Annotated in this window: 13 protein-coding genes; 10 read left to right on the top strand and 3 right to left on the bottom strand. The window is 75.5% G+C overall.

Going from position 1 to position 13,537, the window contains the following annotated elements:
• Positions 1-3: 3 nt before the first annotated feature.
• On the top strand, positions 4-732 hold the full coding sequence (locus ACI79D_RS21150; RefSeq protein WP_456920466.1) for a trimeric intracellular cation channel family protein: 729 nt from the start codon (positions 4-6) through the stop codon (positions 730-732).
• Here ACI79D_RS21150 and ACI79D_RS21145 read toward each other — a convergent pair.
• Positions 729-3,569 carry a SpoIIE family protein phosphatase gene (locus ACI79D_RS21145; RefSeq protein WP_456920465.1) on the bottom strand — a complete coding sequence of 947 codons (2,841 nt, stop codon included), beginning with the start codon at positions 3,567-3,569 and terminating at the stop codon, positions 729-731. The genes ACI79D_RS21150 and ACI79D_RS21145 overlap by 4 nt on opposite strands.
• Positions 3,570-3,757: 188 nt before the next feature.
• Between ACI79D_RS21145 and ACI79D_RS21140 the strand changes: the two genes are divergently transcribed.
• Together ACI79D_RS21140 and ACI79D_RS21135 are read left to right on the top strand one after the other, a co-directional pair.
• Entirely contained in the window at positions 3,758-4,852 is a 1,095-nt protein-coding gene (locus ACI79D_RS21140; RefSeq protein ID WP_456920464.1) for an EAL domain-containing protein, read from the top strand.
• A 159-nt stretch (positions 4,853-5,011) separates the two neighbouring features.
• On the top strand, positions 5,012-5,185 hold the full coding sequence (locus ACI79D_RS21135; RefSeq protein WP_456920463.1) for a DUF1059 domain-containing protein: 174 nt from the start codon (positions 5,012-5,014) through the stop codon (positions 5,183-5,185).
• Positions 5,186-5,231: 46 nt separating this feature from the next.
• Here ACI79D_RS21135 and ACI79D_RS21130 read toward each other — a convergent pair whose 3' ends face one another.
• Positions 5,232-6,155, bottom strand: a complete 924-nt coding sequence (locus ACI79D_RS21130) for an aldo/keto reductase (RefSeq protein ID WP_456920461.1) — start codon at positions 6,153-6,155, stop codon at positions 5,232-5,234.
• 193 nt (positions 6,156-6,348) lie between these two features.
• Between ACI79D_RS21130 and ACI79D_RS21125 the strand changes: the two genes are divergently transcribed.
• The 6 genes from ACI79D_RS21125 to ACI79D_RS21100 all read left to right on the top strand — a co-directional run bounded on the left by ACI79D_RS21125 (position 6,349) and on the right by ACI79D_RS21100 (position 11,525).
• On the top strand, positions 6,349-6,633 hold the full coding sequence (locus ACI79D_RS21125) for an HU family DNA-binding protein (RefSeq protein ID WP_089336247.1): 285 nt from the start codon (positions 6,349-6,351) through the stop codon (positions 6,631-6,633).
• A gap of 123 nt (positions 6,634-6,756) precedes the next feature.
• A complete protein-coding gene (locus ACI79D_RS21120) occupies positions 6,757-8,013 on the top strand; it encodes a serine hydrolase domain-containing protein (RefSeq protein ID WP_456920460.1) in 1,257 nt (418 codons plus the stop codon).
• A gap of 38 nt (positions 8,014-8,051) precedes the next feature.
• Entirely contained in the window at positions 8,052-8,912 is an 861-nt protein-coding gene (folP, locus tag ACI79D_RS21115) for a dihydropteroate synthase (protein WP_456920459.1), read from the top strand.
• Positions 8,913-8,980: 68 nt separating this feature from the next.
• Positions 8,981-9,367 carry a VOC family protein gene (locus tag ACI79D_RS21110; RefSeq protein ID WP_456920458.1) on the top strand — a complete coding sequence of 129 codons (387 nt, stop codon included), beginning with the start codon at positions 8,981-8,983 and terminating at the stop codon, positions 9,365-9,367.
• A 40-nt stretch (positions 9,368-9,407) separates the two neighbouring features.
• Positions 9,408-9,833, top strand: a complete 426-nt coding sequence (locus tag ACI79D_RS21105) for a PaaI family thioesterase (RefSeq protein WP_456920457.1) — start codon at positions 9,408-9,410, stop codon at positions 9,831-9,833.
• Between the two features lie 90 nt (positions 9,834-9,923).
• Entirely contained in the window at positions 9,924-11,525 is a 1,602-nt protein-coding gene (locus ACI79D_RS21100; protein WP_456920456.1) for a 4-coumarate--CoA ligase family protein, read from the top strand.
• Here ACI79D_RS21100 and ACI79D_RS21095 read toward each other — a convergent pair.
• Positions 11,509-12,510 carry an AraC family transcriptional regulator gene (locus ACI79D_RS21095; protein ID WP_456920455.1) on the bottom strand — a complete coding sequence of 334 codons (1,002 nt, stop codon included), beginning with the start codon at positions 12,508-12,510 and terminating at the stop codon, positions 11,509-11,511. The genes ACI79D_RS21100 and ACI79D_RS21095 overlap by 17 nt on opposite strands.
• Before the next feature lie 153 nt (positions 12,511-12,663).
• On the opposite strand from ACI79D_RS21095, the gene ACI79D_RS21090 reads away from it, so the two are divergent.
• Positions 12,664-13,338, top strand: coding sequence for an NAD(P)-dependent oxidoreductase (locus tag ACI79D_RS21090; protein WP_456920454.1), 675 nt, complete (start codon positions 12,664-12,666; stop codon positions 13,336-13,338).
• Positions 13,339-13,537: the final 199 nt, after the last annotated feature.

Genomic DNA, 13,537 nt, shown 5'->3' with positions numbered 1-13,537 from the left:
GCCGTGGAGATCCTCGCCGCGGCGGCCGAGACGCTGCGCGTGCCGGCACCGGTCGACCTCGCCGCCATCGTCGTCGGGGCGCTGACCGGCGGGCTGCTGGCGGCGCGCGAGGGCTTCGCGGTCTCCGGTGTGCTGCTCCTGGCGGTCAGCGGCGGGCTCGGCGGCGGGCTCATCCGCGACGTCCTGCTCGGCGAGGGCCCGGTGGTGGCGCTGACCAACCCCGCGTACCTGCCGACCGTGGCCATCGCCGCGATGGTGACCTTCTACTTCTCCGGCTGGCTGTCGCGGCTGACCGGGCTGCTCGTCGTCCTGGACGCCGTCACGCTCGGCTTCTTCACGGTGATCGGCGCGCAGAAGGCGCAGCTGGCCGGCCTGCCCAGTGCGTCGGTGGTCTTCGTCGGCACGGTGACCGCGGTGGGCGGCGCGGTGATCCGCGACGTCCTGCTCGCCCAGCGGGCCGAGATCGTCCAGCCGGGGCCCTACAACGCCGTGGCCGCGCTGCTCGGCGCCGCCGTCCTCACGGTGCTGGCCGGGCCGGTGGGCCTGGGGCCCCTCCCGGTGGCGGCGGTGGTGATCACGCTGGTCACCGCGCTGCGGGTGCTGTCGGTGTGGCGGGGGTGGGAGGCGCCGGTCGCCGTCGACCTGCCGGGACGGGCCCGCAGCCGGCTGGTCCGGGCCCGCGCCGCGCGACCCCTGCGGCGCACCAAGCTGCGCCGCCGCGACCGCCGCTAGCTGTCGCGGTCGGCGCCCGCCTCCGGGTGCACCTCCGGCGCGGGCGGGATGCTCTCGGGCACCACCTGCGGGCCGGCCTCGGGCGGGCGCGGCTCCGCCTGCGGGTGCAGCCGGACGGCGAGCAGCGCGACGTCGTCCTCGGCGTCGGGGAGGAACAGCCGCTCCAGCACCCGGTCGCACAGCTCGGCGAGCGGCAGCCCGGGGGACTCGCGCAGCACGGCCACCAGCGCGGCCGTCCCGGTGTCGAGGTCGCGGTCGCGGCGCTCGACCAGCCCGTCGGTGTAGAGCAGCAGCGTGCTGCCGGCGGGCAGGTCGGCCACGCGGTCGGCACGCGGCGCCGAGGGCTTGACCCCCAGCAGCAGGTCGGCCGGCGCGCCGCCGAGCACGCGCACCCCGCCGTCGGGGTGGATCACCACCGGCGGCGGGTGCCCCGCGCTCGACCAGCGCAGCCGGGTGCGGTCGGCCCGCAGGTCGGCGCGGTCCTGCTCCAGCCGGGCGACCAGGGCGGTGGCCATCGTGTCCAGCGCCAGCCCGCGGATGGCGGCGTCCAGCTGGGTCAGCACCTGCGCCGGCGGGGCGCCGCTGGCGTAGCTGATGCCGCGCAGCAGGCCGCGCAGCTGGCCCATCTCGGCGGCGGCGCGGCTGTCGTGGCCGACCACGTCGCCGATCGCCAGCACCGTGGCGCCACCGGCCTCGAGGAAGGCGTCGTACCAGTCGCCGCCGATCTCCGCCCCCGCGGCGGCCGGCACGTAGCGGACGACGATCTCGCAGTGGTCCGGCTCGGGCGGCGCGGTGAGCATGCTGTGCTGCAGGGCCTGGGCCAGGGCGCGCTGCTGGCCGTACAGGCGGGCGTGGTGCAGGGCGAGCCCGGCCCGGCGGCCCACCTCGACCGCGGTCTCCGCCTCGGCCGGGGAGTGCGGCCCGCGGTCGGGGCCGTTGAACAGCCCGAGCGCCCCGAGGGTCTGCCCGCGGGCGACCAGCGGCACGACAACCCCGGAGTCCAGGCCCAGCCGCACCAGCAGCTCCTGGGTCGCCGGCTCGGGGATGGCCCGCTCCACCCGCTCCCGGTCGATGTGCGGCAGGACCATCGGGCGCCCGGACCGGGTGACCACGTGCGCGGCCGCGTGCTCGGTCATCACCGCGACCATCGAGTGCACGTACAGCTCGAGCTCGGCGCGCAGCGCCGGGTCGCGGTGCGCCGAGGCCAGCTGGTGCAGCCGGCCCTGCTCGTCGGTGACCACCAGCCAGCACCAGTCCGCCAGCGTGGGGACGACGAGGTCGGCCAGCTGCTCGACCTGCTGGGTGATGTCCAGGCTGCCCGACAGCACCCGGCCCGCGTCGGCCAGCAGCTGCAGCCGGGCGGTGGCCTCGGTCATCGCGGCGACGGCGTCGGCCCGGACCGCGTCGGCCTGCAGCCGGGAGGCGGTCAGCGCGATCTGCGCGGTCAGCCCCTCCAGCAGCTCCAGGTCGGGCTCGGTGAAGACGTGGTCGGTGGTCCAGACGACGATGAAGCTGCCGAGCAGCCGCCCCTCCACCCGCAGCGGCAGCGCGGCCAGGGCCCGGGTGCCCAGCACCGCGTTGACCGCGGCCATCCGCGGGAAGCGCGCCTCGGCCGTGGCGGCGTCGGTGAACAGCAGCCGCTCGCCGTGCCGCGCCACGTACTGGGTGGGCAGCTCGTCGTCCAGGGGCGTCTCCACGCCGCCGGCGGGCAGCTCGACGTCGGCCTCGCTGGCGACCGTGTCGACGATCCGGCGGGTCAGGTGCAGGTAGAGCTTGTCGTCCTGGGGGTCGAACACGGCCAGTCCGATGGACTCCGCGCCGAGCACCCCGGCACCCCGCAGCGCGATCTCGGCCAGCTGGGTGATCCGGGTGGCGTTGGCCAGCTCCGCGGCGACCTCGGCGATCGCCGCCGCGCGCTGCACCGCGGCGATCCGGCGCTCGGACTGCTCGCGCGCCGCGGTGACGTCGACCGCCGTCCCGAGCACGCGCACCGGCCGGCCCACCGGGTCGGTCAGGACCCGGCCGCGCGACACCGTCCACCGCACGCTGCCGTCGACCCGGACCACCCGGGCCTCCACCAGGTACTCCCCCGTGCCGGCCAGCGCGTCGCGCATGGCCTGGACGACCGTCTCGCGGTCGTCGGGGTGGATCCGCTCGGTCATCATGTCCTCGACCGAGTCCAGCTCGACGGCCCCCTCCAGGCCGAAGATCGCCGCGCAGCGTTCGTCCCAGTGCACGAGACCGGTGCGCATGTCGCGTTCCCAGATGCCGATGGAGGCCGCCTCCAGGACGACGTCCAGCCGGGCCGCGGAGGCGCCGGCGGCCGACCGGACGGCCGACAGCTCCAGCTCGGCCACCACCGACGCGGCCAGCTGCTGCAGCAGCGCGGCGTCGTCCTCCGACCACACCCGCGGCACCGGGTCGTACACCGCCAGGACGCCGACGACGTGGCCCGAGGCGGCGAGCAGCGGCGCCCCGAGGTAGGCACCGACCTGGCCGGTGGTGACCGCGGGCAGCTCGGCGACCTGCGGGCACGCCCGGGCGTCGGGGACCACCAGCGGCGTCCCCTGGCGGATGGCCAGCGCGGACAGCGCCCCGGTGAGCAGGGCGGGCCCGCCGACGACCCCCGCGGGCAGGCCGTGGCCCCCGATGACGGTGTCCTGATCGGTGAAGAGGGTGACCTTGGCGTGCCCGGTGTCCAGCAGTCGCGCCGCGAGACCGGAGAGCCGGTCGAAGGCGGCCGGGCCCGAGACCTCGACGGCCAGCCGGCGGGCGGCGGCGATGCGGTGCGGGTCGGCGAGCGCGTCGGGCACCGGACCCGGGGATGCGGCGTCCATCGCGACGAGGACCCCCGTTCCCTCCTGCAGTGGACTCACCGGCGAGCCGCAACGCACCATGCTGACACGACCGCCCGCCGTGGAGCGGCACGGTCCCTCGTTCGCGTGCCACGCGCGTTGCTCCCTCCGCAGGGGTAGACCCGCGCCCCACCGGTCAAGCGGCCGGTCAGGCGGACCGATGGGACGGCATGTCGGTCACCCGCACGAGCGCCCTGCCGGACTGCCGGCCGCTGCTCGCCGACCCCGACGACCTGACGATGGCGTTCCAGCCGATCGTCGACATCGCGGCCGCACGGATCGCCGGCTACGAGGCCCTCTCCCGCTTCCCCGGCACCGCCGGCCCCGACGTGTGGTTCGCGGCCGCCGCCGAGTGCGGGCTGGCCGCCGAGCTCGAGGCGCTGGCCATCACCAAGGCGCTGGACGCCGTCCCGCTGCTGCCCGACGACACGTTCCTGACCGTCAACGTCAGCCCGCACCTGCTCGGCGCGGCGCCGGTGCGGGACGCGCTCGCCGGCTGCCACGACCTGCGGCGGGTGGTCGTCGAGCTCACCGAGCACACGCCGGTCCACGACCTGGCCGCGCTGCGCCACCAGGCCGAGGAGCTCCGCGCCCGCGGCGCCCTGATCGCCCTGGACGACGCCGGGTCGGGCTACTCGGGCCTGCAGCAGATGGCCGTGGTGCGGCCGCAGTTGGTGAAGCTCGACCGCGCCCTGGTCACCGACGTCGACACCGACCCGGTCCGGGCCGCGCTGACCGAGATGGTGGGGGAGTTCGCCGGCCGGATCGACGCCTGGCTGCTGGCCGAGGGCGTCGAGACCGCCGGGGAGCTGGCCGCGCTGGCCCGGCTCGGCGTCCCGCTGGCCCAGGGCTGGCTGCTGGGCCGCCCGGCGCCGACGTTCGCCCCGCTGGCCCCCGAGGTGGTCCGCCTGGTGCGGGCGCAGGTGGCCCGGGCGCGGGTGACCGAGAGCGTGAGCAGCCTGCTGCGGCCGGTGCGCCAGTGCGAGGTCGGGACGACGCACCCCGGCGTCCCGCCGGCGGTGCTCGTCGGCGAGCTCGGCGAGCCGGTGGGCCTGCTGCTGGCCGACCCGCGCACCACGGAGGTCCACACCGCCCCGGTGTCGCTGCGCGTGCACCCCACGGCCGACGTCACCCAGACCCTGCAGCGCGCGCTCACCCGGCCGCCGGCGCACCGCTTCGACCCGGTCCTGTGCACCGACCCGGCCGGCACCGTCCTCGGCCTGCTGCGGGTCGAGGACCTCGCCTCGGCTGCCGCCGCCCGCTGAGAAAGGACCCCCCTGCCCCCACCGTGGAAGGACCCCGTCCTCCTCACCCCTCGCACGCTCGGGGTGAGCCTCGGGACGGGGCCGCGGCGGGTCCCTCACGGGGACTGCCGGACGGCCCGCCCGGGCGGCCCGGCCCCAACGACGAACCAGGAGACCACGATGAAGACCTTCGCCTGCGGCGACGTCATCCCCGGGTGCAGCGCGCGCTTCACCGCTGCCGACGAGGGCGGCATCCTCGCCCAGGTCGCTGGCCACGCGGCCCACGACCACGGCGTCACCGACGTCACGCCGGAGCTGGTCGCCGCCGTCCGCCAGCACATCCACAGCATCTGAGCTGTTGGAGTGGATCCGTGCGGGTCACCCGCACGGATCCACTCCGTCACGCCGAGGCGTCGGTGAGCAGCCGGTGCTCCTCGTCGGTGAGCCGCAGGTCCTGCATCGGCAGCAGGTCGGCCAGCTGGTCCACCGAGCGGCCGCTGGCGATCGGCGAGACGACGGTGGGCTGGTCGGCCAGCCAGCGCAGCGCCACCGCGGCGCCGGTCACCCCGTGGGCGTCGGCCACCTGCTGCAGGGCGGCCAGCACCCGGTCGCCCCGCTCCCCCACGTAGGCCGCCGCGCCCTTCGCCCGCGGCGAGTCCACCTGCTCCCCCGGCCGGTACTTGCCGGTGAGGAAGCCCTTGGCCAGCGCGAAGTACGGCAGCACGCCGATCCCGTGCGCGGCGACGACGTCGCGCAGCTCGTTCTCGTAGGCGGGCCGCTCCATCAGGTTGTAGTGCGGCTGCAGGGCGGCGTAGCGGGTCAGGCCCAGCCGCTCGGAGGTCTCCAGCGCCTCGGTCAGCCGCTTCGCCGAGTAGTTCGACGCCGCCGCGTACCGGACCTTGCCCGCCTGCACCAGCTCGTCGAACGCCTGCAGGGTCTCCTCCAGCGGCGTCGACTCGTCGTCGTAGTGGGCGTAGTAGAGGTCGATGCGGTCGGTCTGCAGCCGCCGCAGCGACCGCTCGGCGGCCGTCCGGACCTCCTTCGCCGACAGCGGGTGCTCCTTCTCCAGCGGCGAGGCCTTGGTGGCCACGACCACGCGGTCGCGCATCCCGCGCTCGGCCATCCAGCCGCCCAGGATCTCCTCGGAGCGCCCCTTGCCGTAGGACTCCGCGGTGTCGACGAACGGCGCCTGGGTGCTAGGGGTGGCGTCGGCGAACCGGTCCAGCAGCGCGAAGGACGTCGGCTCGTCCGCCGTCCAGCCGAACACGTTGCCGCCGAGGCAGAGGTCGCTGACGGTCAGGTCGGTCCCCGGGATCCGTGGCATGGCCTCACGCTAGGTCGGCCGTCGCAGTGCCGCCGTCCGGCGGATCGGCCCAGAGGGACCGGTGGGACGTGAGGGACCCGTTCGACCCCCCTCGGTGGCGGTTCGTCGGTACGGCATGGCAGCGTGCCCCCGGTCCGACCTCGGCAGATCCGCCGAGGCGGCCAGCTGTAGTCACCGACACGGAAGGACCCTCGTGAACAAGGCCGAACTCGTCTCCGCCATCGCCAAGCGCGCCGACGTGCCCGCCTCGACCGTCGACTCGGTGCTCGCCGGGCTCCAGGACGAGCTCGTCGACGCCATCACCCGCGGCGAGAAGGTCGCCGTCTCCGGCCTGCTGACCGTCGAGCGCACCCAGCGCTCCGCGCGCACCGGCCGCAACCCGCAGACCGGCGAGTCCATCGACATCCCCGCCGCCAACACCGTCAAGGTGACCGCCGGCTCGAACCTGAAGAAGGCCGCCAGCAACGTGCCGGTCTGATCGGCGACGCGCCGGTCCGATCGGGCCGGCGGCTGCCCCGTGTGGCCTGGCTCACGACGCGGTGGGCCAGGATGCGGGGGCAGCCGCCGCCCGACGGCGGGCGGGGCCGGGAACGGAGGACACGTGACGACGGCGCTCCAGGTGGACACCGACCCCGCCGAGGTCGGCTTCGACCCCGGCCGGATGGCCCGCATCGACCGGCGGCTGGCCCGCTGGGTGGACGACGGCCAGCTCCCCGGCTTCCTCGTGACGGTGGCGCGGCACGGCCGGCTGGTGCACGTCGGCCGCTACGGCCACCGGGACGTGGAGGCGGGGCTGCCGGTCGAGACCGACACCCGCTGGCGCATCTACTCGATGACCAAGCCGATCACCTCGGTCGCGGCGATGATGCTCTACGAGGAGGGCGCCTTCGAGCTCTCCGACCCGATCGCCCGGTGGCTGCCCGAGTTCGCCGAGACCCGCGTGTACGTGGCCGGGTCGGCGCAGAAGCCGGTGACCGCGCCGCAGACCGAGCCGATCCGGGTGTGGCACCTGCTCACCCACACCTCCGGGCTGACCTACGGCTTCCACCACGCCCACCCGGTCGACGCGATGTACCGGGCCGCCGGGCACGAGTGGGGCACCCCGGCGGGGGCGGACTCCGCGGAGGTCTGCCGGCAGTGGGCGGCGATCCCGCTGGCGTTCCAGCCCGGCTCCGAGTGGAACTACGGCGTCTCCACCGACGTCCTCGGCCGGCTGGTCGAGGTGCTCTCCGGCCAGCCGCTCGACGAGTTCTTCGAGCAGCGCATCTTCACCCCGCTCGGCATGCGCGACACCTCCTTCGGGCTGCGGGAGGGCGACGACCCCGAGGCGCTGGCCCGGCTCTACACCGCCGTCCCGGGGCAGCCCGGCGGCGCGCCCACCGGCTACGCCCCGCTGGACACGATGGGCGCGGCGGCGCTGCGCAAGCCCGCGTTCCTCTCCGGCGGCGGCGGGCTGGTCTCCACCGCCGCGGACTACCTGCGCTTCACCGAACTGCTGCGCCGCGGCGGCGCGCACGACGGCGGGCGGCTGCTGGGCCCCCGCACGATCGCGCACATGACCCGCAACCACCTGCCGGGCAACACCGACCTGGAGACCTTCGGCCGGCCGCTGTTCGCCGAGACGCCGCTGCGCGGGGTGGGCTTCGGCCTGGGCTTCTCGATGGTCATCGACCCGGTCCGCTACGGCGTGGTGGCCAGCGCCGGCGACTACAGCTGGGGCGGGGCGGCGTCCACCGCGTTCTACGTGGACCCGGTGGAGGACGTCACGGTCGGGTTCTACACGCAGCTGCTGCCCTCGAGCACGCTACCGATCCGCAACCACCTGCGCGCACTGGTCAACCAGGCCCTCGTCGACTGACCGGCGGGCGCCGGCCGGCGGCGTGGTTGGGTGACGGCGTGCTGCGCCTGGGAGCCCTCGACGTGCCGGCCGGCCGGTTCGTCGTCATGGCGATCGTCAACCGCACCCCGGACTCCTTCTACGACCGCGGCGCCACCTACGAGCTGGCCGCCGCGGTCGAGCGGGTGGACCAGGTCGTGGTCGAGGGCGCGGACATGGTGGACGTCGGCGGCGTGAAGGCCGCCCCGGGCGACGAGGTCGACGCCGCGGAGGAGATCCGCCGCACCGTCGACCTCGTCGCCGCCATCCGCGCCGCCCACCCGGCCCTGCCGATCTCGATCGACACCTGGCGGGCCGAGGTGGCGCGGGAGGCGCTGGCGGCCGGCGCCGACGTCGTCAACGACGCGTGGGGCGGGGTCGACCCGGAGCTGGCCGGCGTGGCCGCGGAGGCCGGGGCGGGCATCGTGTGCACACACGCCGGCGGGCTGCCGCCGCGCACCCGGCCGCACCGGGTCGCCTACGACGACGTCGTCGGTGACGTGGTCGCCCGGACGACGGCGCTGGCCGAGGCGGCGGTCGCGGCCGGGGTGGCCCGCGACCGGGTGCTGGTCGACCCCGGCCACGACTTCGGCAAGAACACCCGGCACTCGCTGGAGGCCACCCGGCGGCTGGACGAGCTGGTGGCCACCGGGTGGCCGGTGCTGGTGGCGCTGTCCAACAAGGACTTCGTCGGCGAGACCCTCGACGTCCCGCTGGAGGAGCGGCTGACCGGGACGCTCGCCGCGACCGCGGTCAGCGCGTGGCTGGGCGCGACCGTGTTCCGCGCGCACGACGTCGCCGCGACCCGGCAGACGCTGGACATGGTCGCCTCGATCCGGGGCGACCGCCCGCCCGCGCGGACGACCCGCGGACTGGCCTGAAGGCCCTGGTCACCGCGGCCCGAGCGGCCTAGCCTGCGCGCCACATCGGGCACAGGAGGTGGCGCGAGATGAGCGGCAGGGTCGTGCACTTCGAGATCCCCTTCGACGACGGGGACCGTGCGCGCAGCTTCTACAAGGAGGCCTTCGGCTGGCAGGTCCAGGAGATGCCGGAGATGTCCTACACGCTGGTGACCACCGGACCCAGCGGCGCCCAGGGGCCGGCCGAGCCGGGGTTCGTCAACGGCGGGATGCTCGCCCGCACCGACAGCGCCGCCCCCGGGCCGGTCGTCGTCGTCGACGTGGAGAGCATCGAGGTCGCGCTGGAGCGGATCGAGGAGCTCGGCGGGATCACCGTGAGCCCCAGGACGCCCGTCGGCGCGATGGGCTTCGCCGCCTACGTCCGGGATCCCGAGGGCAACGTCATCGGCCTGTGGGAGACCGCCGGGGACGCCTGACCGGGGGTGGCGGCCCGGCGGGCTCGATAGGTTCGCGCGCATGGCCGCCACCGGGTTTCACACCGCCGACGAGCTCAACGCCCTGCTCCCGGGCACCCTCCCCGGCCTCCTGGGGCTGACCATCACCGCCCACGAGCCGGGCCGGCTGGAGGCCGCCCTCGACGTGCGGCCGGACCTGCTGGCGCCCAACGGCTACCTGCACGCGGCCACCGTCGTCGGCCTGGCCGACACCTCCTGCGGGCTGGCCACGCGCGCGCTGCTGCCCGAGGGCTCGGCCGGCTTCACCACGATCGAGCTGAAGAGCAACTTCCTCGGCACCGTGCGCGAGGGCCGGATCACCACGGTGGCCACCAACGCCCACGCCGGGCGGACGACGCAGGTGTGGGACGCCGTGGTGACCGACGCCGGGTCGGGGAAGACGATCGCGCTGTTCCGCTGCACCCAGTCGGTGCTCTGGCCGAGGTGACCCGGCCCGCCACCAGCGGGTGACCCCCTGTGGCGGAGGCCACCCCGGATGTGAGACTGGCGCCACACCTGACCGTGAAGGAGCTCCTCCGTGGCGCTGGCCAGCCTCTATCCCGACGTCGAGATCCCCGACCTCTCGGTTCCCGCCCACGTCCTCTCGGCCGGCCGCGCCCGGCCCGACGCCCCGGCGCTGGTCGACGGGCTCAAGGGCGACACCATCACCCACGGCCAGCTCGCCGCCTACGTGGACCGCGTCGCCGCGGCGCTGCACGCCCGCGGGCTGCGCAAGGGTGACGTCGTCGCCGTCTTCTGCCCGAACACGCCCTGGTACCCGGTCGTCTTCCACGGCATCGCCGCGGCGGGCTGCGTGATGAGCCCGATCAACTCCCTGTACACGCCGGAGGAGATCGCCTTCCAGCTTCGCGACTCGGGCGCCAAGGTCGTCGTCACCGTCTCGCCGTTCCTCGAGCGGGTGCAGGCCGCGGTGGCGAAGGCCCCGGTCGACGAGATCGTGGTCATGGACGGCGCGGAGGGGCACGCCTCGCTGCTCGACCTGCTCAGCAGCGACGCGCCCTCGGTGCAGGTCGACATCGACCCCGCCACCGACCTGGTCACGCTCCCCTACTCCAGCGGCACCACCGGGCTGCCGAAGGGCGTCATGCTGACCCACCGCAACCTGGTGGCCAACGTGGCCCAGATGCGGCCGATCATGGACGTCCACGAGGGCGACGAGCGGATCATCGCCGTCCTGCCGTTCTTCCACATCTACGGCCTGACCGTGCTGATGAACCAGGGCCTGGCCATCGGCGGCACCGTGGTCACGCTGCCCCGCTTCGACCTCGAGGACTTCCTGCGCACCCTGCAGGACCAGAAGATCACCCGGGCGTTCGTGGCGCCCCCGATCGTCCTGGCGCTGGCCAAGCACCCGCTGGTCGACCAGTACGACCTCTCCTCGCTGCGCACCATCACCTCCGGCGCCGCGCCGCTCGACGAGCAGCTGGCGCTGGCCGCCCAGACCCGGCTGCGCAGGGGCGCCGACACCGGCGTCACCGTCGCCCAGGGCTACGGCATGACCGAGCTGTCGCCGGTGTCCCACAGCACCCCCGACGCAGGGATGGAGCCGCCGGGCGGCGCCACCCCGGTGCCGAAGGGGTCGGTCGGTTACGCGCTGCCCAACACCGAGTGCCGGCTGGTCGACCCGGCCACCGGCGAGGACGCGCCCACAGGGGAGCGCGGCGAGCTGTGGGTCCGCGGCCCGCAGGTGATGAAGGGCTACCTCAACAACCCGCAGGCGACCGCCGACACCATCGACCCCGAGGGCTGGCTGCACACCGGGGACGTCGCGATCGTCGACGCGTCCGGCCACTACACCGTGGTCGACCGGGTGAAGGAGCTGATCAAGTACAAGGGCTACCAGGTCGCCCCCGCCGAGCTGGAGGCGGTGCTGCTCACCCACCCGGAGATCACCGACGTCGCGGTCATCGGCGTCCCGGACAGGGAGAGCGGCGAGGAGCTGCCGAAGGCGTTCGTCGTCCGGGCGCCGGGCTCGTCGCTCACGCCGGACGCGGTCATGGAGTTCATGGCCGGCCGGGTGGCGCCGCACAAGAAGATCCGCTTCGTGGAGTTCATCGAGGCGGTGCCGAAGTCCGCCGCGGGCAAGATCCTGCGCAAGGAGCTCAAGGCCGCGAAGTGAGCTCGCGGCGGGGGACGTCGGTGACCGGCGTCCCCCGCCGTCGTGCCGTGACCGCCGGTGGCACACCGACCACCCGCTTGTAGGCGCGGGAGAAGGCGGCCTCGGACTCGTAGCCGAACCGGCGGGCGAGCTCGCCGGCGCCCGCACCGCCCTCGAGCGCGACGGTCGCCAGGTGCATCCGCCACCGGGTCACGTAGTGCATCGCCGGCTCCCCGGCCAGCTCGGTGAACCGCGCCGCGAACGCCGACCGGGACATCCGTGCCTCGCGGGCCAGCCGGTCGAGCGTCCACGGGTCCCCCGGCGAGCGGTGCACGCGGGCCACCGCGCGCCCCACCTGCGGGTCGCGCAGGGCGCGCAACCAGCCCGGGCCGGTGCCGCCGGCGTCGATCCACGCCCGGATCGCCTGGATGACCACCACGTCGGCCAGCCGGGTGACGACGGCCTCGGCACCCGGCCGCTCGTGACGGACCTCGTCGGCCAGCAGGCCGAGCAGGACCGGCAGCCAGCCGGGCCGCCCGGTGTCCTCCGCCCCGAGGTGCAGGACCGGCGGCAGCAGCTCGACCAGGTGCGCCGCGCCGGGCCGGTCGGCCTCCACCACGCCGCACACCAGCCCGGCGCGCGCTCCGCCGCCACCGAGCCGCATCACGGAGTAGTGCTCGCCGACCATCTCCTGGGGCAGCAGGTCCGCCCGTCCGGCCACCCGCGCCGACGCGCTGCTGCGCAGCACGTGCCCGCGGCCGTGCGGCACCAGGGCCAGGTCACCGCTGCGCAGCAGCACCTGCCTGCCGTCGACCTCGAGCAGGCAGCTGCCCTCGGTGACGACGTGGAAGCTCATGCACCCGTCGAAGGCCGGCATCTCCAGGCCCCACGGCTCCGTGAGCTCCACCCGGCAGTAGAAGGTGCCGCGGATCCGCAGGTCGAACAGGACCCTGCCGAGCGGGTCGACCGGGGTCCACGGAGGAGCGGCTCCACCGTCGTCGGTCACGGCGCCACCCTCGCCGCCCCCGGAGCCGTCGTCCAGGGTCGCTGGACGAACTGTCGTGGACCGTGGACGGCCGGGCATGGGCCGACCCCGGGTGCGTCCCGACCATGGAGGACGCCGGTCACCGAGGACCGGTCTTTCCGAGAGGAGCGGGCCATGCGGGTGCTGGTCGTCGGGGCCACGGGCGGATCGGGCAGGGCGGCGGTCGACGCGCTCACCGCCCGAGGACACGAGGTGACCGCGTTCGCCCGTCGGGCGAGCGCGGTGTACGGGCAGCGGGCGGGGGTCCGGGCCGTCGACGGCGACGTCACGATCGCCGCGGACGTCGAGCCTGCGGTCCGGGGGCAGGAGGCCGTCGTGGTCGCGCTGGGCATCAGCGAGTCCGCGCTGCGGGTGCGGCTGCTGGGCAGTCGCGGCACGCCGCTGGACGTCCGCTCGCGCGGGACGCGGACCGTCGTCGCGGCGATGCGCTCGGCCGGGGTGCGCCGCCTGGTCGTGCAGTCCTCCTACGGCGTCGGGGAGACGCGGACGCGGCTGCCGCTCTCCAGCCGGGTGGTGCTCGCCCTGCTGCTGCGCCCGCAGATCGCCGACCACGAGCGCCAGGAGCGGCTGGTCCGCGCCAGCGGGCTGGACTGGACGCTGGTCCAGCCGGTGTACCTGACCGACGGCGACGAGCCGGCCACCGTCTCGGCCGACGGGGACGTCGAGGAGTGGCACGTCTCGCGCGCGGCGGTCGGGAGCGTCCTCGCCGACGCCGTGGACGGCGCATTCCCGCGGGGGCGCAGCCTGGCCGTCTCCGGGTCCGCGCGGCGCTCCTCGCCGGTCGGGTGAGGACCCCTCCAGGCGCGCGAGGGGTGGGGAGGACGGGGTCCCGCCCCGGCCGTCCGCCCCGTCCCGGGTCCCGCCCCGAGCGGGCGAGGGGTGGGGAGGACGGGGTCCCGCCCCGGCCGTCGGCCCCGTCCCGGGTCCCGCCCCGAGCGGGCGAGGGGTGGGGAGGACGGGGTCCCGCCTCGGCCGTCGGCCCCGTCCC

This window comes from Geodermatophilus sp. SYSU D00708, assembly GCF_054050115.1.
Note: the sequence above shows the minus strand (reverse complement) of the source record. Positions and strands in the feature narration are given on the sequence as shown.